The organism is Pseudomonas sp. LBUM1666, from assembly GCF_059695775.1.
The window spans coordinates 2,110,800-2,132,147 of sequence record NZ_CP166789.1 but is presented as its reverse complement, the minus strand read 5'-3'; the positions used below and the strand labels follow the sequence as shown (position 1 = coordinate 2,132,147).

General features: G+C 59.6%; 20 protein-coding genes. 14 read left to right on the top strand and 6 right to left on the bottom strand.

Translation table 11 applies throughout. The features are described from left to right. Positions 1 to 67: 67 nt before the first annotated feature. From ACA056_RS09640 to ACA056_RS09630, 3 genes are all read left to right on the top strand, one after another. Positions 68 to 997, top strand: coding sequence for a LysR family transcriptional regulator (locus tag ACA056_RS09640; RefSeq protein ID WP_449645414.1), 930 nt, complete (start codon positions 68 to 70; stop codon positions 995 to 997). A gap of 94 nt (positions 998 to 1,091) precedes the next feature. After that, entirely contained in the window at positions 1,092 to 1,493 is a 402-nt protein-coding gene (locus ACA056_RS09635) for a MerR family transcriptional regulator (RefSeq protein WP_497272247.1), read from the top strand. 160 nt (positions 1,494 to 1,653) lie between these two features. Further along, entirely contained in the window at positions 1,654 to 2,553 is a 900-nt protein-coding gene (locus ACA056_RS09630) for a hydroxymethylglutaryl-CoA lyase (protein WP_497272245.1), read from the top strand. 609 nt (positions 2,554 to 3,162) lie between these two features. Here the strand turns inward: ACA056_RS09630 and ACA056_RS09625 are convergent. Beyond that, positions 3,163 to 4,860: an AMP-binding protein gene (locus ACA056_RS09625; RefSeq protein WP_497272243.1), complete on the bottom strand. Its 1,698-nt coding sequence runs from the start codon at positions 4,858 to 4,860 to the stop codon at positions 3,163 to 3,165. A gap of 204 nt (positions 4,861 to 5,064) precedes the next feature. Between ACA056_RS09625 and ACA056_RS09620 the strand changes: the two genes are divergently transcribed. From ACA056_RS09620 to ACA056_RS09605, 4 genes are read left to right on the top strand one after another with little or no spacing between them, the layout of a single operon-like run. Further along, positions 5,065 to 6,228, top strand: coding sequence for an isovaleryl-CoA dehydrogenase (locus ACA056_RS09620; RefSeq protein WP_046047545.1), 1,164 nt, complete (start codon positions 5,065 to 5,067; stop codon positions 6,226 to 6,228). Positions 6,229 to 6,240: 12 nt separating this feature from the next. Further along, positions 6,241 to 7,848, top strand: coding sequence for a carboxyl transferase domain-containing protein (locus ACA056_RS09615; RefSeq protein ID WP_497272241.1), 1,608 nt, complete (start codon positions 6,241 to 6,243; stop codon positions 7,846 to 7,848). A 13-nt stretch (positions 7,849 to 7,861) separates the two neighbouring features. Beyond that, positions 7,862 to 8,677 (top strand): gamma-carboxygeranoyl-CoA hydratase, encoded by an 816-nt coding sequence (locus ACA056_RS09610; protein WP_462004784.1) that lies wholly within the window; start codon positions 7,862 to 7,864, stop codon positions 8,675 to 8,677. Further along, positions 8,677 to 10,632, top strand: coding sequence for an acetyl/propionyl/methylcrotonyl-CoA carboxylase subunit alpha (locus tag ACA056_RS09605; RefSeq protein ID WP_497272239.1), 1,956 nt, complete (start codon positions 8,677 to 8,679; stop codon positions 10,630 to 10,632). Before ACA056_RS09610 ends, ACA056_RS09605 begins: the two co-directional genes overlap by 1 nt. Before the next feature lie 39 nt (positions 10,633 to 10,671). Here ACA056_RS09605 and ACA056_RS09600 read toward each other — a convergent pair whose 3' ends face one another. Next, on the bottom strand, positions 10,672 to 11,322 hold the full coding sequence (locus ACA056_RS09600; protein ID WP_497272237.1) for a LexA family protein: 651 nt from the start codon (positions 11,320 to 11,322) through the stop codon (positions 10,672 to 10,674). Between the two features lie 129 nt (positions 11,323 to 11,451). Between ACA056_RS09600 and ACA056_RS09595 the strand changes: the two genes are divergently transcribed. Both ACA056_RS09595 and ACA056_RS09590 read left to right on the top strand, forming a co-directional pair. After that, positions 11,452 to 11,793, top strand: a complete 342-nt coding sequence (locus tag ACA056_RS09595; protein ID WP_046047549.1) for a DUF6124 family protein — start codon at positions 11,452 to 11,454, stop codon at positions 11,791 to 11,793. Positions 11,794 to 12,274: 481 nt separating this feature from the next. Next, entirely contained in the window at positions 12,275 to 13,426 is a 1,152-nt protein-coding gene (locus tag ACA056_RS09590; protein WP_497272234.1) for a M14 family metallopeptidase, read from the top strand. A 39-nt stretch (positions 13,427 to 13,465) separates the two neighbouring features. On the opposite strand, the gene ACA056_RS09585 is transcribed toward ACA056_RS09590, so the two are convergent. Further along, positions 13,466 to 13,912, bottom strand: coding sequence for a winged helix-turn-helix transcriptional regulator (locus ACA056_RS09585; RefSeq protein ID WP_123366482.1), 447 nt, complete (start codon positions 13,910 to 13,912; stop codon positions 13,466 to 13,468). A 96-nt stretch (positions 13,913 to 14,008) separates the two neighbouring features. Between ACA056_RS09585 and ACA056_RS09580 the strand changes: the two genes are divergently transcribed. Beyond that, positions 14,009 to 15,256 carry an MFS transporter gene (locus ACA056_RS09580; RefSeq protein ID WP_497272232.1) on the top strand — a complete coding sequence of 416 codons (1,248 nt, stop codon included), beginning with the start codon at positions 14,009 to 14,011 and terminating at the stop codon, positions 15,254 to 15,256. Here the strand turns inward: ACA056_RS09580 and ACA056_RS09575 are convergent. Further along, positions 15,193 to 15,738, bottom strand: coding sequence for a cytochrome b (locus ACA056_RS09575; protein ID WP_497272230.1), 546 nt, complete (start codon positions 15,736 to 15,738; stop codon positions 15,193 to 15,195). The two genes, ACA056_RS09580 and ACA056_RS09575, sit on opposite strands and share 64 nt — an antisense overlap. Then, positions 15,735 to 16,823 carry a catalase family peroxidase gene (locus tag ACA056_RS09570; RefSeq protein WP_497272228.1) on the bottom strand — a complete coding sequence of 363 codons (1,089 nt, stop codon included), beginning with the start codon at positions 16,821 to 16,823 and terminating at the stop codon, positions 15,735 to 15,737. The genes ACA056_RS09575 and ACA056_RS09570 overlap by 4 nt, the downstream gene beginning before the upstream one ends. 158 nt (positions 16,824 to 16,981) lie before the next feature. Between ACA056_RS09570 and ACA056_RS09565 the strand changes: the two genes are divergently transcribed. Both ACA056_RS09565 and ACA056_RS09560 read left to right on the top strand, forming a co-directional pair. Further along, entirely contained in the window at positions 16,982 to 17,488 is a 507-nt protein-coding gene (locus tag ACA056_RS09565; protein WP_497272226.1) for an RNA polymerase sigma factor, read from the top strand. Continuing rightward, entirely contained in the window at positions 17,485 to 18,237 is a 753-nt protein-coding gene (locus tag ACA056_RS09560; protein WP_497272224.1) for an anti-sigma factor family protein, read from the top strand. The genes ACA056_RS09565 and ACA056_RS09560 overlap by 4 nt, the downstream gene beginning before the upstream one ends. Positions 18,238 to 18,372: 135 nt before the next feature. On the opposite strand, the gene ACA056_RS09555 is transcribed toward ACA056_RS09560, so the two are convergent. After that, on the bottom strand, positions 18,373 to 19,209 hold the full coding sequence (locus tag ACA056_RS09555) for an IclR family transcriptional regulator (protein WP_497272222.1): 837 nt from the start codon (positions 19,207 to 19,209) through the stop codon (positions 18,373 to 18,375). A 244-nt stretch (positions 19,210 to 19,453) separates the two neighbouring features. Between ACA056_RS09555 and ACA056_RS09550 the strand changes: the two genes are divergently transcribed. Continuing rightward, positions 19,454 to 20,479: an ABC transporter ATP-binding protein gene (locus tag ACA056_RS09550; protein WP_497272220.1), complete on the top strand. Its 1,026-nt coding sequence runs from the start codon at positions 19,454 to 19,456 to the stop codon at positions 20,477 to 20,479. Further along, positions 20,476 to 21,345 carry an ABC transporter permease gene (locus tag ACA056_RS09545; RefSeq protein ID WP_497272218.1) on the top strand — a complete coding sequence of 290 codons (870 nt, stop codon included), beginning with the start codon at positions 20,476 to 20,478 and terminating at the stop codon, positions 21,343 to 21,345. The genes ACA056_RS09550 and ACA056_RS09545 overlap by 4 nt, the downstream gene beginning before the upstream one ends. Positions 21,346 to 21,348: the final 3 nt, after the last annotated feature.

The window sequence follows — 21,348 nt, the reverse complement described above, 5'->3', positions numbered from 1 at the left end:
GTGTATTAACATTCATCACCGATATATGATCGGCTGATCGAGAGCCCAACAATAAGAGTGCAGCGCAATGAATCTGAGCAAGGTCGACCTCAACCTTTTCATCGTCTTCGACGCGATCTACACCGAAGCCAACCTGACCCGTGCAGGGCAGATTGTCGGCATTACTCAACCGGCGGTCTCGAACGCTCTGGCCCGTCTGCGCGAGACCTTCAATGACCCGTTGTTCGTACGCACCGCTCAGGGCATGGTCCCGACGCCCATGGCGCAGAACATTATCGGGCCGGTGCGCAACGCCCTCTCCTTGCTGCGGGTGTCGGTGCAGGAAAGCCGTATTTTCAACCCGTTGCAGGCGGTCAAGACCTACCGCATCAGCATGACCGACCTCACCGAAGCGGTGATCCTGCCGCCACTGTTCCAACGTCTGCGGCGCCTGGCGCCGACGGTGATCATTGAAAGTTTTCTGTCCAAACGCCGCGAAACCACCAAGGAACTGGCGGCCGGGCGTCTCGATTTCGCCGTCGATGCGCCGCTCAACACTGACCCGCAAGTGCGCCACGTCAAGTTGATGGAAGACCGTTACGTGTGCGCCATGCGCAAAGGCCATCCGCTGGCCGGCAAAGAGAAATTCACCCTCGATGATTACCTGTCGCTGACCCACATCCACATCTCCAGCCGCCGCAGCGGTCTGGGGCATGTCGACCTGGCCCTGGGAAAAATGGGCATTCAACGCAAGATCGCCCTGCGATCCCAGCATTACTTGATGGCATCTCAGGTATTGCAGCAGACCGACATGGTCATGACCGTGCCGGAACGTTTCGCCCGTCGCCATGACCTGTACTCGGTGAATCTGCCGGTCAAGGATGTGCCGCCGGTGGAAACCCACCTCTATTGGCACGAAAGCACTGACCAGGACCCAGCCAACCGCTGGATGCGCGAGCAGATGATCGAGTTGTGCCAGCAGGTGACGGCACATGAGAAGAAACTCGATAAGGTGTAGGAAACACCTGGTAGACGAAGGATCAGGGCGCGACGCTTGACGTAAACGTCAACCTGCCATTAGCTTAGCGCCATGACCTTTTTCGAGCGCTTCCATGAGCAGCCAGACCTATAGCATTTCCGACCTCGCCCGCGAGCTCGACATCACCACCCGGGCCATTCGCTTTTATGAAGAGCAAGGCCTGCTCAGCCCCGAGCGACGCGGTCAGGAACGCATCTACTCACCCCGTGACAAGGTCAGCCTGAAGCTGATCCTGCGGGGCAAGCGCATTGGCTTCTCCCTGGCCGAATGCCGCGAGTTGATCGAACTCTACGACCCCACCGGCGGCAATCAAAAACAGCTGCAAACCATGCTGACCAAAATCGCCGAACGTCGTGAACAGCTCGAGCAGCAAATGCTCGACATCGAACAGATGAAGCTGGAACTGGACACCGCGCAGGAGCGTTGCACCCAGGCGCTGGAACAGACCATCAAGAGCGAGCAGACGGTTCAGTAGGTCAACACAATCCCCTGTGGGAGCGAGCTTGTTCCGGGCGGCGTTCCGACGATAGCGTCAGGTCAGTCGACATCCGTGTTGAAGTGCTACCGCCATCGCGAGCAAGCTCGCTCCCACAGGGCTCTCTGAGCATTCAGACAACCAGCACAGGTCGCATCCCATGTCCCTACCCACTCACGTACGCCTGGTCGAAGTCGGCCCGCGCGACGGTCTGCAAAACGAAGCCCAACCCATCAGCGTTGCGGACAAGGTGCAACTGGTCGACGCGCTGACCGCCGCCGGCCTCGGCTATATAGAAGTCGGCAGTTTTGTGTCGCCCAAATGGGTACCGCAAATGGCCGGTTCCGCCGACGTCTTCGCGCAGATCCAGCGCAAGCCTGGCGTGACTTATGGTGCACTCGCACCCAACCTGCGCGGGTTTGAAGACGCCATTGCAGCCGGGGTCAAGGAAGTCGCGGTGTTCGCTGCCGCGTCGGAATCGTTTTCCCAGCGCAACATCAATTGCTCGATCAGCGAAAGCCTGGAGCGCTTCGTGCCGATCATGGACGCCGCCAGGCAACACGGTGTCAGCGTGCGTGGTTACGTGTCCTGTGTGCTCGGCTGCCCTTACGAAGGTAACGTCGCGCCTGCGCAAGTCGCTCGGGTCGCTCGCGAGCTCTACGCGATGGGTTGCTATGAAGTTTCCCTGGGCGACACCATCGGCACCGGCACCGCTGGCGCGACCCGCAAGATGTTCGACTTGGTCTCGGCCGACGTACCCCGTGAAAAACTGGCCGGGCACTTCCACGACACTTATGGCCAGGCCATGGCCAACATCTACGCCAGCCTGCTGGAAGGCATCTCGGTATTCGACAGCTCCATCGCCGGCCTCGGCGGCTGCCCGTACGCCAAGGGCGCCAGCGGTAACGTTGCCACTGAAGACGTGGTTTACCTGCTCAATGGCCTGGGTATCGAGACCGGTATCGACTTGGACGCCTTGATTCGGGCCGGTCAGCAGATTTGCACGGTGCTGGGGCGACCGACTGGTTCGCGCGTGGCCAAGGCTCGTAGCGCACAGTGAGGCGTCCGGGTGTTACCGCTGCGTCTGAAACGTGGGGCGCAAGCGAGTAACACGGAAACAAATTGTCGGGTTTTGACTGAACGAAAAATCCGATAAAAACTTAAGCCATTGATTTTAAAGACTTTTTAAAAGTTGGCACGGCTTCTGCTATCTCTATTGCATAACAAGAACAAAAAAAGCGGCAAACCTAATAAAAATAAGACGTAACGACTCTGACATAACAAAAACAACACGGCAGAGACGCAGCTAACAGATTTTTTTGGAGAGGATGTGCTTTTCAGGGTGCTTTTCGGAGTAACCCGCAACCGGGCAGAGAACAATAAAACTACCTTCAGGTAGCTCCCGAACTGGTTGGATCGCTTAGCGAAAAAGTAGATCAGCGCTCAAAAAAATACGTTTGCTCTTGATCCCGGATGGGGATCGACAAAAACAGCGGTAAAGGGCCACGGTTTCCAAAAACAACAACAGACCGCCCCTCAATAATAAAAAAAGAGCACGCGCAACGACAAAATTAAAGGGGAGCTTCGGCTCCCCTTTGTGCTTTCTGGCGTTTGTAATTTGCAGCGCCATCCCATGTGGGAGCGAGTTCGCTCCCACATGGGATTTTCGTCAGATGTTATTGGTCTTCAACTCCTCGATACTGATCTCGCGCATCCGAAACTTCTGGATCTTCCCGGTTACGGTCATCGGAAACTCATCGACGAACTTAAAGTAACGCGGTGTCTTGAAGTGCGCGATGCGTTCCTTGCACCACGTTTGCAGCTCCTGCTCGGTAGCACTGTGGCCCGGATGGAATTTGATCCAGGCGACAATCTCTTCGCCATACCGCGAACACGGAATCCCGATCACTTGCACATCCGCCACCGCCGGATGGGTAAAGAAGAACTCTTCCAGCTCCCGTGGGTAAATGTTCTCACCACCGCGGATGATCATGTCCTTGTTACGTCCGGCAATGCATACGTAGCCTTCGTCGTTCATGCTCGCCAGATCACCGGTGTGCATCCAGCCAGCCTGGTCGATGGCTTCCGCGGTGCCTTGCGGGTTGTTCCAGTAACCGAGCATCACGCTGTAGCCGCGGGTGCACAACTCACCGATAGTGCCGCGCGGCACCAGGTTGCCTGCCTCGTCGATGATCTTGCTTTCCAGTTGTGGCTGGGTGCGACCGACGGTGGTGACCCGCAATTCCAGTTCGTCTGACGGACCGGTCTGCAACGACACCGGACTTGTTTCCGTCATGCCGTAGGCAATCTGCACTTCGCTCATGTGCATCTCACTGATGACCCGACGCATGACCTCAATCGGACAGGTCGCCCCGGCCATGATCCCGGTGCGCAGGCTCGACAGATCGAATTCAGCACGTTTGGGCTGATCGAGCATGGCAATGAACATGGTCGGTACGCCGTAAAGCGCGGTGGCCTTTTCTTCGGCGACGGTGGTCAGGGTCAGCAGTGGATCGAACGCATCGTTGGGGTAAATCATGGTGCTGCCGTGGGTCATGCAGCCAAGGTTGCCCATGACCATGCCGAAACAGTGATACAGCGGCACCGGGATGACCAGACGATCACTCGCGGTCAGGCCGAGGCTTTCGCCGACCATGTAACCGTTGTTCAGAATATTGTAATGACTAAGGGTCGCGCCCTTCGGGAAACCAGTGGTGCCGGAGGTGTACTGGATGTTCACCGCCTGGTCGAAATGCAGACTGTGCTGACGTTCGCTCAATTGCTCTGCCGACACGCTCCCCGCGAGATCGGTCAATTGCGACCACGGCAGGAAACCCGATGGCGGCTGAGCATCAAGGCTGATGACACCGCGCAGTTCCGGCAGTCGTTCGCTCTGCAACTTTCCGATGGATTGCTCAGCCAGCTCGGGAACGAGGCCTTGCAGCATCCCGTGATAGTCGGAGGTCTTGAAGGCACCGGCGCAGACCAGCCATTGGCAGCCAGACTGTTTCAACACGTATTCGAGTTCGGAGCTGCGGTAGGCCGGGTTGATGTTGACCAGAATCACGCCGACTTTCGCGCTGGCAAACTGGCTGATACACCACTGGGCGCAGTTCGGTGCCCAGATACCCAGACGATCACCGGCCTGCAAGCCCAGCGCCAACAGTGCTCTGGCGTGCAGATCCACGGCCTCGGCCAGTTGCTGCCAGGTGTAACGCAACTGTTGATGGCGCACGACCAGCGCCTCCCCGGTCGGATACTGCGCGACGGTGTTATCGAACGCCTGGCCGATGGTCATCGCCAGCAAGGCTTTGTCCTGTGAACCACGGGTATAGCTGCGCTGCGGGCTTGCACTGGGTTGATCCATGACGACCCCTATTGTCTTTATTAGTGGGTTGTTGGAACGAGGCATATGGCTAGCCCCGATCATTCAGAACTGGCTCTACTCTCGCTCAAGTTGACGTTAACGTAAAGGGTGATTGACAGCCATTCGTCACAGGCTTACGTTAACGTAAAGGTGAGAGCTAAATCACAGCCCTCCTTACCCTACAAAAAAGCCAAAAGGTGACCCATGAGCTACCCATCCCTGAACTTTGCCCTCGGTGAAACCATCGACATGCTGCGCGATCAGGTTCAGTCCTTCGTCGCCAAAGAGATCGCCCCACGCGCCGCTCAGATCGACATCGACAACCTGTTCCCCGCTGACCTGTGGCGCAAATTCGGCGACATGGGCCTGCTGGGCGTGACCGTCCCGGAAGAATACGGCGGTGCTGGCCTGGGTTACCTGGCCCACGTGGTCATCATGGAAGAGATCAGCCGCGGTTCGGCCTCGGTCGCCCTGTCCTACGGCGCGCACTCCAACCTCTGCGTCAACCAGATCAACCGCAACGGCAATCACGAACAAAAAACCAAATACCTACCGAAGCTGATCAGCGGCGAGCACATCGGCGCCCTGGCCATGAGCGAACCAAATGCCGGTTCCGACGTGGTGTCGATGAAACTGCGTGCCGACAAGCGCGGCGATCACTACGTCCTCAACGGCAGCAAGACCTGGATCACCAACGGTCCGGACGCCAACACCTACGTGATCTACGCCAAGACCGACCTGGAAAAAGGCCCTCACGGCATCACCGCGTTCATCGTTGAACGTGATTCCAAAGGCTTCAGCCGCAGCAACAAATTCGACAAGCTCGGCATGCGCGGCTCCAACACCTGCGAGCTGTTCTTCGATGACGTCGAAGTGCCGGAAGAAAACATCCTCGGCGTGCTCAACGGCGGCGTGAAAGTGCTGATGAGCGGCCTCGATTACGAACGCGTTGTCCTGTCCGGCGGCCCGACCGGGATCATGCAGGCCTGCATGGACTTGATCGTGCCGTACATCCACGACCGCAAGCAGTTCGGCCAAAGCATCGGCGAATTCCAGCTGATTCAGGGCAAGGTCGCCGACATGTACACCCAACTCAACGCCAGCCGCGCCTACCTCTATGCGGTAGCGCAAGCGTGCGAACGCGGCGAAACCGCCCGCAAGGATGCCGCCGGTGTGATCCTTTACAGCGCCGAATGCGCGACCCGAATGGCCCTCGACGCGATCCAGATTCTCGGTGGCAACGGCTACATCAACGAATTCCCAGCCGGTCGTCTGCTGCGTGACGCCAAGCTGTACGAAATCGGCGCCGGCACCAGCGAGATCCGTCGCATGCTGATCGGTCGCGAACTGTTCAACGAAACCCGCTAAACGGAGCTGTCCATGGCTATTCTGCATACCCAGCTCAACCCCCGTTCGGCGGAGTTCGCGGCCAACAGCGCGGCGATGCTCAAACAGGTCGACGACTTGCACACCCTGCTCGTTAAAGTGCAGCAAGGTGGCGGCCCGAAGGCGCAAGAGCGCCACACTTCGCGAGGCAAACTGCTGCCTCGTGAACGAATCAATCGTCTGCTCGATCCAGGTTCGCCGTTTCTCGAGATCAGCCAACTGGCGGCCTACGAGGTTTATGGCGAAGACGTTCCGGCCGCTGGCGTGATTGCCGGGATCGGCCGGGTCGAAGGTGTCGAATGCATGATCGTCGCCAACGACGCCACCGTAAAAGGTGGCTCGTATTACCCGCTGACCGTGAAAAAACACCTGCGCGCGCAGACCATTGCTCAACAGAACCGCTTGCCGTGTATCTACCTGGTGGACTCCGGCGGCGCCAACCTGCCGCGTCAGGATGAAGTGTTCCCGGACCGCGAGCACTTCGGACGGATCTTCTTCAACCAGGCGAACATGAGCGCCATGGGCATCCCGCAAATCGCGGTGGTCATGGGTTCCTGCACCGCCGGTGGCGCGTACGTGCCGGCCATGGCCGACGAAGCGATCATGGTGCGCGAGCAGGCAACCATATTCCTCGCCGGCCCGCCACTGGTGAAAGCCGCAACCGGTGAAGTGGTCAGCGCCGAAGACCTTGGTGGGGCCGATGTGCACTGCAAGATTTCCGGGGTGGCCGACCACTACGCCGAGAGCGACGAACACGCTCTGGCCATTGCGCGGCGCAGCATCGCCAACCTCAACTGGCGCAAACTCGGTGAGCTGCAACAGCGCACGCCAATCGCCCCGCTCTACAACAGCGACGAGTTGTACGGAGTGGTCTCGGCGGATGCCAAACAGCCGTTCGACGTGCGCGAAGTGATTGCGCGGTTGGTGGACGGTTCGGTGTTCGACGAATTCAAAGCGCTGTTCGGGACGACCTTGGTGTGCGGCTTTGCCCACTTGCACGGTTATCCGATCGCCATCCTCGCCAACAACGGCATTCTGTTCGCCGAAGCCGCGCAGAAAGGTGCGCACTTCATCGAGCTGGCCTGTCAGCGCGGCATTCCGTTGCTGTTCCTGCAAAACATCACCGGCTTCATGGTCGGCCAGAAATACGAGGCCGGCGGCATCGCCAAGCACGGCGCGAAACTGGTGACCGCCGTGGCGTGCGCGAAGGTGCCGAAATTTACCGTGATCATCGGCGGCAGTTTCGGTGCAGGTAACTACGGCATGTGCGGCCGGGCTTACGATCCGCGTTTCCTGTGGATGTGGCCAAACGCACGCATCGGAGTGATGGGCGCCGAGCAGGCGGCGGGTGTTTTGGTGCAGGTTAAACGCGAGCAGGCCGAGCGCAGTGGTCACGGTTTCAGCGCCGAGCAGGAAGCCGAGATCAAGCAACCGATCCTCGACCAGTATGAAGAACAGGGTCATCCCTACTACTCCAGCGCCCGGTTGTGGGACGACGGCGTCATCGACCCGGCGCAAACCCGCGATGTATTGGCCCTGGCCTTGTCGGCGTCGCTGAATGCGCCTGTCGAACAGAGCCGCTTCGGCGTGTTCCGGATGTGATCGGGAGAAAATCATGAGCGACTTCAATACCCTCGAACTGCTGAGCGACCCGCGTGGTTTTGCGACCCTGTGGCTCAGCCGTGAAGAAAAGAACAACGCGTTCAACGCCGAAATGATCCGCGAACTGATCCTCGCGCTGGACAAAGTGTCGAGCGATGCCAGTCTGCGTTTCTTGTTAGTGCGCGGACGCGGCAAGCATTTCAGCGCCGGTGCAGACCTGGCCTGGATGCAGCAATCGGCCGAACTCGATTACCACACCAACCTCGACGACGCCCGGGAACTGGCGGAGTTGATGTACAACCTCGCCAAGCTGAAAGTCCCGACGCTGGCGGTGGTGCAAGGCGCTGCATTCGGTGGCGCGCTGGGCCTGATCAGTTGCTGCGACATGGCCATCGGCGCCGATGACGCACAGTTCTGTCTGTCGGAAGTACGCATCGGCCTGGCCCCGGCGGTGATCAGTCCGTTCGTGGTGCAAGCCATCGGCGAACGCGCGGCACGTCGCTACGCGCTGACTGCCGAGCGTTTCGGCGGACAACGAGCGCGGGAAATCGGCTTGTTGTCGGAGAGTTATCCGATCGCTGAATTGGAACAGAAAGTCGAACAGTGGATCGATAACCTGCTGCTCAACAGCCCGGCCGCCATGCGCGCCAGCAAGGACTTGCTGCGCGAAGTCGGCCACGGCGCGCTGACCCCGGCGCTACGCCGCTACACCGAAAACGCCATCGCCCGAATTCGCGTCAGCCCCGAAGGTCAGGAAGGCCTGCGGGCCTTTCTGCAAAAACGTCCGCCGAGCTGGCAAGCCGAAACCACCACCAAGGAGCCGCGTTGATGAGCGCACCTGTTCTCACCACCCTGCTGGTGGCCAACCGCGGCGAAATCGCTTGCCGGGTGATGCGCACCGCCAAAGCCCTGGGCCTGACCACCGTGGCTGTTCACAGCGCCACTGACCGTGAAGCCCGACACAGCCGCGAAGCGGATATCCGCGTCGACCTCGGTGGCAGCAAAGCCGCTGACAGTTACCTGCAAATCGACAAACTGATCGCCGCGGCCAAGGCCAGCGGCGCTCAGGCGATTCATCCGGGTTATGGCTTTCTTTCCGAGAATGCCGGGTTCGCCCGTGCCATCGAAGAAGCTGGCCTGATTTTCCTCGGCCCGCCCGCCTCGGCCATCGACGCGATGGGCAGCAAATCTGCCGCCAAAGCCTTGATGGAAACTGCCGGTGTGCCGCTGGTGCCCGGCTATCACGGCGAAGCTCAGGACCTCGACACCTTCCGCGACGCCTGCGAACGCATCGGTTATCCGGTGCTGCTCAAGGCCACCGCGGGCGGTGGCGGCAAAGGCATGAAAGTGGTCGAGGATGTCAGCCAGTTGGCCGAAGCCTTGGCCTCGGCCCAACGTGAAGCGAAATCCTCGTTCGGTGATTCCCAGATGCTGGTGGAGAAGTACCTGCTCAAACCGCGCCACGTGGAAATCCAGGTTTTCGCCGACCAGCACGGCAACTGCCTGTACCTCAACGAACGTGATTGCTCGATCCAGCGTCGGCACCAAAAAGTCGTTGAAGAAGCACCCGCTCCAGGCTTGAGCCCGGAACTGCGTCGCGCCATGGGTGAGGCCGCCGTGCGTTCGGCACAGGCCATCGGCTATGTCGGCGCCGGCACCGTGGAATTTCTGTTGGATTCGCGGGGTGAGTTCTTCTTCATGGAGATGAACACGCGCCTGCAGGTCGAACACCCGGTCACCGAGGCCATCACCGGCCTCGATCTGGTGGCCTGGCAGATTCGTGTGGCTCGTGGCGAAGCGCTGCCGATGACTCAAGCCGAGGTTCCGCTGATCGGCCATGCCATCGAAGTGCGCTTGTATGCCGAAGACCCCAGCAATGATTTCCTGCCGGCTACCGGCCGACTGGAACTGTATCGCGAATCCGCGCAAGGTCCGGGACGGCGGGTGGACAGTGGCGTCGAAGAAGGCGATGAAGTTTCACCGTTCTACGACCCGATGCTCGGCAAACTGATTGCCTGGGGCGAGGATCGTGAACAGGCGCGACTGCGGCTGCTGAGCATGCTCGATGAGTTTGCCATTGGCGGGCTCAAGACCAACATCAACTTCCTGCGCCGGATCGTCGGCCATCCGGCGTTTGCTGCGGCCGAACTGGATACCGGGTTCATTCCGCGTTATCAGGAAGAACTGCTGCCAGTCGCCTCGGACCTCAGTGACGAATTCTGGCAAGCCGCCGCTCAGGCGTTTGCCCAGAGCCAGCCGAGTACGACCCGTGCCGATGACCCGGTTTCGCCTTGGGCCAACAGCAATGGTTTCCGTGCCGGACTGCCGACAGAAATCACGCTGCATTTGAGTTGTGAAGGCCAGGATCGCGCGCTGACGTTGGGTGACGCTGATGCCCACACCGCTCAACTCAAGGGCGAGCAACTGCTGACCGAGCACAACGGCCTGCGCCGCCAGCATCGGGCAATCCGCCGTGGCGACGTTCTGTATCTGCAATGGGAAGGTGAATTGCGCCGCATCGAGTCCTACGACCCGATCAGTGCCGTCGAAGCCAGTCACAGCCATCACGGCGGGCTGACCGCGCCCATGAATGGCAGCATCGTGCGGGTACTGGTGGAAGCCGGGCAAACGGTCGAAGCCGGGGCGCAGCTGGTGGTGCTGGAGGCGATGAAGATGGAGCACAGCATTCGTGCGCCACACGCCGGGGTGATCAAGGCGCTGTATTGCCAGGAAGGCGAAATGGTCAGTGAAGGCAGTGCGTTGGTCGAGTTTGAAGAAGCATGAAATGAAGATCGGTCCTACGCTTTGCGAGGACCGATCTGATTAGAATTTGGCGGTTGCCTGAACCACTACGCCGATAATTCGGCACTCGTCGGTGAAGATAGCCTTCGGATAGGTCGGATTGAGCGGGACCAGGTAACGCTGCCCGCCCTCTTCGATCAACTTGCGAAAGGTCGCCTCGGCGCTGTCCGGCCAGTGGGCAATCACCAACTTTCCGGGTTCCGGCACAATGGCCGGGTCCACCAGGATCATCATGCCCTCGGCAATGCTGATACCCGTGGGCGCGGTCATCGCATCGCCCACCACACTCAGCCAGAAGGCCGGGCCTTGGGCGTGGTAGTCGGTCAGCTCGAAGCGTTCCTCCTTGCGATACACCGTCAGCTCACCATCGCGCAGCTGCGCCGGCTCCTTCCAGTCACTGACCGGGTAGCGGAAGTACGGGTTGTACTTCAGCGCCAGAGGCATCTCCTCCTCTTCCAAGATGAGTGGTTCGCGGATCACCAGCGCCACTTCGAGAAAGTCCATGCCCAGCGCCTTCAACACACGGTTCATGTTGACGACGCCGGGGTCGCGGCGTTTGTTCAGCCAGTGGCCGACGCCGCCCTGGGACATCCCGAGGCGATCTGCGAGTTCTTCTTGAGTGACTTTGAGTTCACTCATCTTGGCCTTGACCAATTCAATCCATTTATCCATGTGCGGCACGATACGTGGGCGCCTCCGGCCGTCAAAACACAAATTGTAGTATTTAATCTCTCGTCATAAATACAGTACGTACTAGGATTAGTTCACGGATCTGAATCTATCACGGAGTTTGCCATCGCCATGTCCATCCCCTGCAACGACCTGCCTGACATGCAAATCGACACTTCTCTCACCTCGCCCAAAGGCTCTGCCGCCGCGCAACGAGCGCTGGACTATTACTTGAAACCAGCTGTTTCAGAGGAAGTGGTCGAAGAGCGTTTCTTTGACGTAAACCGCAACATCAGCTGCGAAGAGGCGCTGGTCCATGCCACGGATTTGCTACGTTGTGCCGCCGCCATCGCGTACGAGTCAGCCAGCAATTTGCAAGGCGCAAGTCGGGACCTGGCGTTTTCGGCGGTGCACATGATCGACATGGCCAGGGCGATGGTGGATCGATCCCTGGAGGGCGATCAGAACGGGTGAGACACGGGTGCTTGCTAGGAGGACGGGAAAGATTTTTCCAATCGCGCAGATAAAAGCATTTGACTTGCAAACGAGAATGATTATTATTGCATGCAGCTGGTCGCGAGATCAGTCGATTGTCCAAGTGACCTTAGGTCGGTCTCCTGGACTATCTCCTCATCAGGCTAATCACGGTTTTTGACCCGGCTTTTTGCCGGGTCTTTTTTTTGCCAGTTATTCTGGCTTACCTTCAGGCTAATGAAGTCTTTAGGTGCTGCAAATTCGAATGGCGCGGATGATATCAAAAGAATATCCGGTGGGAAGAGAAGCCGGCATCATTGGCCCAAACTAATCAAAAATAGCGCTTGAGAATCAATCGCACAGTCTCTAAGCTGCGTCGGCGTCAAGGAGGACGCCCCCCGCTTCAACCCAGAATTTCCCCCGGTTTTTCCCTTCCCACCGTGTAAAGTAACAGCCATAAAATCATATTCAGGAATCGACTATGACCGTGGCTAAATCCTCTTTCGACATCAGTGCCAACTTCGACAGTGGCAACATTGAAGTACTGGACATCAGCAATCCGTTGCAAGCTCTGCTGGCCATCAAGCCAGACACCCGCAGCCAGCACTTTCAGTGGTTCCACTTCAAGGCCAGCGGTCTGCATGTCGGTCAGGAACACTGGTTTCGTCTGAACAATGCCAGCAAGTCCTCCTACAACAAAGCCTGGGATGGTTATCAGGCGGTGGCGTCCTATGACCACGTCAACTGGTTCCGGGTGCCGACCATTTTCGAAGGTGACTGCCTGCGCTTCAGCCTTGAATCCACCGCCACCCACGCCTGGTTTGCTTACTTCGAACCCTACAGCCGTGGCCGTCACGACTGGCTGATCGAGCAAGCGCTGACCAAGGCCGGCACCGAACTGCTGGCCACCGGCAAGAGCGTCGAAGGTCGGGATATACAGTTGCTGCGTAAAGGCACGGGCGCCGAAGGTCAACGCAAGGTCTGGATCATCGCCCAGCAACACCCCGGCGAACACATGGCCGAGTGGTTCATGGAAGGTGTGATCGAACGTCTCGAAAAACACGACGATCCGGTATTGAACAAACTGCTGACCAGCGCCGATCTATATTTGGTGCCGAACATGAACCCGGACGGCGCTTTCCACGGTCACCTGCGCACCAACGCCATGGGCCAGGACCTGAACCGCGCCTGGCAGAGCGCCAGCCAGGAAATCAGCCCGGAAGTGCTGTTCGTTCAGCAGCAGATGGAAAAGTACGGCGTGGACCTGTTCCTCGATATCCATGGCGATGAAGAAATCCCCTACGTGTTCACCGCCGGTTGCGAAGGCAACCCGGGTTACACGCCACGGATCGAAAAACTCGAAGAGCACTTCCGCAGTCATCTGAAGCACCTGACCAAGGACTTCCAGACCAAGCACGGCTACACCCGTGACGAACCGGGCAAAGCCAACATGACCTTGGCGTGCAACAGCGTCGGCGAGAAATTCGACTGCCTGTCGCTGACCCTCGAAATGCCCTTCAAAGACAACAACGATGCGCCGAATGCGCTGACCGGCTGGTCTGGCAAACGCTCGAAGCAATTGGGCAAGGATGTACTGACGACCGTGGCTGACATGGTCGATACCTTGCGCTGATCACGCTCGATGGCTGCATGCCCGGCATGCAGCCATACCTTACTCGGCAGCGATCCGCACGCAATCCTCAGGTCCCAGCAAGCGCCCATCCTCGGCACGTAATTCCAGCGTCTGCACCGGTCGGCCGTTCTCTCGGTCAACAACCCGCGAGTGCGCCTCCCCTGCCTCATAGAAAAACGCCTCGCCCCATTGGCGTAATCCGATGATCAACGGGAACAGGCCTTTGCCCTTTTCGGTCAGCACATATTCCTGATACGCACTGCCGTCCGACGCCGGCACCAGGTCGAAAATGCCGTGGGCCACCAGGGTGCGCAGCCGCGCAGACAAAATATTCTTGGCCATGCCCAAATTGCGCTGAAACTCCCCGAACCGGCGTATGCCGTCAAATGCATCGCGCACGATCAGCAACGACCACCAATCACCAATGGCATCCAGGGAACGTGCAACCGGGCATTCGGCGTTTTCCATGCTTGTACGTTTAGCCATGAGCGCGCTCACATCCATCAAATGTAGTTGCAATATAAAACCAGCTTCCTTACCGTACAACTGGTTTCACTTTGAAACCACAAAAGGAAGCCCGTCATGAAACCTGATCAGCCATTGAGCGGCGCCGTGGTGCTGCTGTTTGCCATCGCCTGCGGCCTGGCCGTCGGCAATGTTTACTACGCACAACCTCTGCTCGATGCCATGGCCGAGGCCTTCGCCATGGACCCCGCAACCATCGGCATCGTCGTCACGCTGACGCAAGTCGGTTACGGCGCAGGCCTGGTGTTGCTGGTGCCGCTGGGTGACCTGTTCAATCGCCGACGCCTGATCGTTACGCAGACTGTGCTGTCGGCGCTGGCCTTGCTCACGATCGCACTGGCGCCTGACAACATCTGGCTGCTGATCGGCATGACATTGACCGGGTTATTGGCTGTCGTGACCCAAGTGTTGGTGGCCTACGCCGCGACATTGGCTATCCCGAAACAGCGAGGGCGTGTGGTCGGTGTGGTCACCAGCGGCATCGTCGTCGGTATTCTGCTCGCCCGGACAGTGGCCGGCGGCATGGCTGACCTCGCCGGTTGGCGTTCGATTTATCTGTTGTCAGCGGGTTTGACGCTGGTGATGGCATTGCTGCTGTTTCGTGTATTGCCCAAACATGAAGATGCGCAACCCGCCAGTTCCTACGGCGCCTTACTGGGCTCGGTATTCACGCTGTTCAAGGAAGAACCGGTGCTGCGCCAGCGGGCGGTGCTCGCGCTACTGACCTTCGCCAGCGCCATGGTGTTGTGGACGCCCATGGTGCTACCGCTGAGCGCCCCGCCGCTGTCGTTGTCCCACACACACATCGGACTATTCGGACTGGCAGGTGCCGCCGGTGCACTGGCCGCCGCTCGCGCCGGGCATCTGGCTGATCGTGGCCTGGGACAATGGACCAGCGGTTTGTCACTCTTGTTGATGCTGGTTTCCTGGCTGCCTATCGCCTTCACCCAGTCCTCATTGTGGGCATTGCTGCTTGGCGTGATTACCTTGGATCTGGGTTTGCAGGCCGTGCACGTCACCAGCCAGAGCATGATCTACAGCGTGCGCCCCGAAGCCCAAAGCCGACTCACCGCCGGCTACATGCTGTTCTATTCAATTGGCAGCGCCTTGGGGTCGTTCGGTTCGACGGCGATGTACGCGTGGGCCGGGTGGCTCGGCGTATGCCTGCTGGGCGCAGGCATCAATGCTGTGGCGTTGATCTATTGGTGGCGAACGCTGGCTTCGCCAGCCGCTACAGGGGATCAGCCGCGATCCTTGCCCCGCAACATGCTGTCCAGCACGTCATCGCGGCGCACCCAACCGTGAAATAGCGCCGCCGCCAAATGCAGCAGCACCGTCAGGAACAGCAAATACGCCAGATACCCGTGAGCCTTGCGCAGGAACGCAAACACCTGCGCATTCGCCGGTACGATCGACGGCAACTGGAATGAGCTGCTGAGCATCACCGGATCCCCCGCCGCCGAAATCATCGCCCAACCCAGCAGCGGCAGGATCAGCATCAACGCGTACAGCAAAACATGTGAAGCCTTGGCCGCCAGCGCTTGCCAACCCGGCAGATCCGCTGGCAGCGGTGGCTGTTGAGTGGAAAAGCGCACGGCCAGGCGCACGATCACCAACAGCAGAATCGCCACGCCCAAGGGTTTGTGCAGATGAATCAGCCACTCATGACGCTCGGACACCGAAGCGGCCATGCCCGCGCCGATAAACAGCATGGCAATGATCATCAGCGCCATCAGCCAGTGCAGCAATCGCGCTAAAGGCGCGAAATGGTTCGGTTGAGCGCTCATTGACGAGACTCCTGTTTATTAGCGGCGGGCAACTGGCTGACTTCGCTGGTACGACGTAAGTAGGAAGTGGCGTACCCCGCTGAACGAGCGGCGAGCAATGGGTCGTCGGAACCTTCTATGCCGGCGGGCAGTACCAGCGGGTCGTAGTTGATGTCCCGGCATTCGCCATTGAGTTGCGGCTGGGTGCTTTCGAGTACCAACGTGCCGGCGTTCAACACTTTGCGACCCTCGGGCCAGGCCTTGCTGGCGTCGTTGACCGGATCGCCAGGGTTGGCCAGCGTGATGTTCAACTGCCAACGCAGCGGTCCTGCGGAAATACGCTGCACCAGGTCTTTCTCCAGGAATTCACCCCCTTCAGGCGCCGTAGCACCCGCTGCATCCTGAGCGACTGGCACCATGCTCCAGCGCACCGCCTGCCGTTGTCCCGCAGCGTTCACCAGATAAAACGCATTGACGCTGTTGTAGGTTTCCGTCACGTAACTGGCCGATGGTTTGGCGGTTTTGATCCAGGCCAGGAACGGTGCTGCTTCCGGATGCGAACCGAAGAACGCTGGCACGGCAGCCGGGTTCGGCTTGCCGGTGGCCGGGTCCGGTGACTGGGCCTGCTGCAATTGATAGAACGCTTCGGGCGTACCCACCGGGAACACCGGCATGCTGTTCATCCCGGTCCGCCACTGCTGGCCGTTGGCCTGGGTGAATCGCAAGGCCAGGCTGCGGATCGGCACGCTGTTGTCCGGCGCATAAGGATTGCCGGCCGGCAATGCAAAACGCCCGACCACCGGGGTCCGCGCTACATTGAACACCTGAGCGCTGGAATAGCTGCGCGCCTCACCGCTGCTCTCGAAATGTCCGATCACGCACACGCCTTTGGAGTGGTTACGCCGAAACCCCGGGTGCACGCCGTTGTTGGTCTCCAGCACATTGATCAGTTTTTTCGGCGTCAGGCGCTGTGGGTCAAAGGTGCCGTTGACGTAGGCAAAAGCCCCGGCCACTGCGGCAACCACCACAGCAATACCGGCCAGACGTAATGTCAGGCTCGCGGCACTCAAGGGTGGCCGGGTTGGCGGTGATGAGCGATCTACCATGAAAGACTCCAGGGCCATCGGCCACAAGTGAGAAGGATCAAGCAGACGAACCCCACAGCGGTTTATTCCATCGTGCGGTATTTATTTTTTCAGGCGTGGAATAACCTCGAATGCCGGGCGTCTCTCTAGTCCACAGCGTAGTGACTAGCCAGAACTTCATGAACGATATCGACGAACAGCTGAGAGAAATCATTCCCAGATTGCGCCGGTTTGCCGTGTCGTTAACGCGCAATCCCAGCAGCGCCGACGACCTGGTGCAGTCTTGCCTTGAGCGCGCGCTGTCGAGTTGGGGCGATAAGCACCCCGAGGGCGACTTGCGCGCCTGGTTATTTTCGATTCTGTATCGACAGTTTCTCGATGCTCACCGGCGCTCCCGGCGTTATGCGCGGATGCTCGAATTCTTTACCGGGCGTGACGATTCACAGCCGTCGGTGGAACGCACCGTGATCGCCCAATCGACGCTGCAAGCGTTCGATCAACTCACCACCGAACAACGCGCCCTGCTGCTCTGGGTCTCGGTCGAAGGCTTGAGTTATAAAGAGGTCGCCGAGATTCTCGACGTCCCCACCGGCACCGTGATGTCCCGCTTGTCCCGGGCCCGCCAGGCCTTGCGCCAGCTCAGCGATGGCGAAATCACCCGCCCTTCTCTGCGGAGACTCAAATGATCAGCATGCCCCCAAGCGAGCGTGACCTGCACGCCTACGTCGACCAGCAACTCAGCGAGGCCGACCGACGTCTGGTGGACACTTTTCTGGCCAGCAACGCTGAAGTGGCTGCCCAGGTGCGTGCCTGGCAGCAGGACGCCCAGCAACTGCGCGCGGCATTGAGCGGCGCCCTGCAGCAACCAGCCAACCCGAACCTCGACCCGGCGCTGATTCGCCAACGCCTCAAACGACAATCTCGCCGTCACCTGGCCAGCGCCGCCGTGTTGCTGATCGCGGTCAGCGTCGGCGGGTTCAGCGGTTGGCAAGCCCGGGAGATGACGCTCCTCAGTGCTGCGCTGCCGATGGCCGATGCGATGCAGGCGTACCGTCTGTTTGCCCAGCAAGGGATGTTGCCGGCCGACTACAAAGTCAGTGACGACGGTGATATGCAGGGTTGGCTCGACCGCTATTTCACTCAGGCCAATCGCTTGCCTGACCTCTCGGGCGCAGGTTTCAAACCGGTCAGCGGGCGCCTGCTAAGTACCGAGCAAGGGCCAGCGGCGATGGTGGTCTACGAGGATCAAAGCGGCCATAAGGTCAGCTTCTACGTGCGCCCACCGGGTCCGAAAAACTATCTGTTGCCGAGGGGCAGTCGCAGCGATGGCGAGTTGCAGGCCGAGTACTGGTCGGGGGGCGGGTATAACTATGCGATGGTCAGCCCGAGTGATACGCCGGCGGCGCAGATGCTCAAGCAGACCGTCCAGTTCTGACCACACCGCCAATCCCCTGTGGGAGCGAGCTTGCTCGCGAATGCGGTGTGTCGGATAAATCAATGTCGCCTGACACTCCGCTTTCGCGAGCAAGCTCGCTCCCACAGTGGATTTATGGAGCCCTGTGGACCGTGTTCAGCCCTGCCCGAACACTTGCGAAGGCCGACGCAGTAACGGGTCGAACGGATTGATCCGCGGTCCGATCAGTGCCGCTTCGCGCTTGAGCATTTCGACCACTGTCGGCAAGCGATCCGGCCCCAACCGATCACTGACGGTGGCCACACTCAATGCCGCGACCGCCCGCCCTTCACGATCCAGAATCGGCACCGCCACCCCGGCCATGCCCTGCAACACGCCGGTGTTGCGCCCGGCATAACCCAGCTTGCGCACGTTCTCGACTTCCGAGCGCAGGAACACCTCGTCGTACAGGTGGAAATCCTTGAGCCTCGGCAAGTTGTAGTGAATCACCGTGTCGCGCTCCTCTTCCGGCAGGAACGCCAGAATCGCCAGGCTGCCCTGCCCCACCCCCAGCGCCACCCGCCCACCAATGTCACCGGTAAAGGTGCGGATCGGAAACGGCCCTTCGCTACGGTCCAGGCAGATCGCATCAAAACCACTGCGCGCCAGCAAGAACAACGAATCCCCCAACGACGCCGACAGCCGCAGCAGCGCCGGACGCACCAGTTCGCGCAGGTTCCCGGTGTTCCCGGCACGGGCCGCCAGGGCGAAAAACTCCAGACTCAAGCGATAGCGTTTGCTGCGCGCATCCTGCTCGACCATGCCCTCATCCATCAGGTTGCGCAGCAATCGGTGCGTGGTCGGTTGTGACAAACCGATGCGCTGGGCCAGTTGCGTCACCCGCTCCCCGCCCTCGACGGTGTCACCCAGACTGCGCAGCACGGCAAACAGTCTGGAGACCGCGCCAACACCGACATCACTTTTGTTTTCATTCCGCTCAATGGAATCTGTCATGAGTTTTCTCGAGTATTAATTTACTCACCGAATGAAACTGAAAATAGTCATCGCTTCAGTGAAATAGGCCATTGAGCCCATCGTATTCTTCGTCCTACTCTGCGTCCAGACAGGGGCGATTCGAACAACAGCGGCAGCCGACTGAAGTCGAGCGCCAACGCACCCAGCAAGACCTTTTCGTATCTGCCCATACAAAAAAGCGCGCCTTCGGGCGACGCATAACAATCTCAGGTGGAGCGCAGTTATGGCTTTTGTGCAACTTGAAGGACTCGGCAAACGTTACGGTGAGATCGACGCCGTCGTTGCTACCAACCTCTCGGTCGAGAAAGGCGAGTTTGTCTCGTTGCTCGGCCCCTCCGGATGCGGCAAAACCACCACCCTGCAAATGATCGCCGGCTTCGTCGAAGTCAGCAGCGGACGCATTGTGCTGGACGGTCGCGACATCACCCACGCCAAACCCGCCAGCCGTGGTCTGGGCGTGGTGTTCCAGAGTTACGCGCTGTTCCCGCACATGACCGTGAAAGACAACGTCGCCTTCGGCCTGCGCATGCGCAAAGTGGCCAACGGCGAGTTGCAGCAGCGAGTGGACCGGGTGCTGAAACTGGTGCGCCTCAACCAGCATGCCGAGCGTTACCCGCGAGAACTCTCCGGCGGCCAGCGTCAACGCGTTGCATTGGCTCGGGCCCTGGTGATCGAGCCGCCGGTGCTGTTGCTCGATGAGCCGCTGTCCAACCTCGACGCCAACCTGCGCGAAGAGATGCAATTCGAGATCCGCCGTATCCAGCGCGAAGTCGGGATCACCACGCTGATGGTCACCCATGACCAGTCCGAAGCGCTGTCCATCAGCGACCGCGTGGTGGTGATGCAGGCCGGGCGCATCACCCAGATCGACGCGCCTTATACCCTCTACGAACACCCGCGCACCGAGTTCATTTCCGGTTTCGTCGGCAAGGCCAATCTGTTGCCGGGCGAGCGGGATAGCGCCGGTGTCGTTCAGGTGTGCAGCCGTGGTGACGGCGAACTGACTTTGAGCCTGCGTCCGGAAAAAATCGACCTGCGGGACAAAGGTCAGGGCCGCCTGCAAGGCAACATCGTCAGTCGCTTCTTTCTCGGAAGCCAATGGTTGTACGGCGTATCGACGCCCCTGGGCGAACTCAGCGTGGTGCGCCGCAACGACGGTTCGGCACCGCTGATCGAAGGCACGGCGGTCGGCCTCGATTGGGACGCGACCTTGCTACGGGTACTGACCGTGGATGAGGTGCCGGCATGAGTACGCTTGCTGCCATTCGCCAGGGACGCCAGGGGTATTGGCTGTCGGCACCGGCCCTGGCGTTGTACCTCGGCCTGCTGATCATCCCGTTGTTGCTGACTCTGGTGCTGTCGTTCAACGTCTTCGACTACAGCTCGGGGATCAACGGCGACGCCTACACCCTCGACCACTACAGCAGCCTGCTGGGTGACCCGTACTTCTACGAAATCTTTCTGCGCACGATGTGGATCAGCGCCCTGACCACCCTGCTCTGCGTGGTGATCGGCGTGCCCGAGGCCTACATCCTCAGCCGCATGGGCGCGCCATGGCGCTCGATTTTCCTGATTCTGATCCTCACCCCGTTGCTGATTTCGGTGGTGGTGCGCGCCTTCGGCTGGAGCCTGTTGCTGGGCGCCGACGGCCTGGTCAACCAGACCCTGCAAGCCTTCGGCGGCTCGCCGATGAAGCTGCTGTACACGCCGTTCGCGGTGGTGATTGCGCTGGTCCATGTGATGCTGCCGTTCATGATCATTCCGGTCTGGACCTCGTTGCAAAAACTCGACCCGGCCGCCGAGCAGGCCGCGATGTCCCTCGGCGCCAGCCACTTCACCGTGATGCGCCAAGTGGTGCTGCCGCAGATCATGCCCGGCGTGCTCTCCGGCACGTTGATTGTGTTCGGTCTCGCCGCCAGCTCCTTCGCGATTCCCGGCCTGCTCGGCGGACGCCGGATAAAAATGGTCGCCACGCTGATCTACGACCAGTACCTGTCGGAACTCAACTGGCCGATGGGTGCAGCCATCGCCGTGGCCCTGCTGTTGCTCAACCTGCTGATCATGCTGTCGTGGAACCGGATGATCGAAGGCCGCTACAAGAAGTCATTGGGATAACTC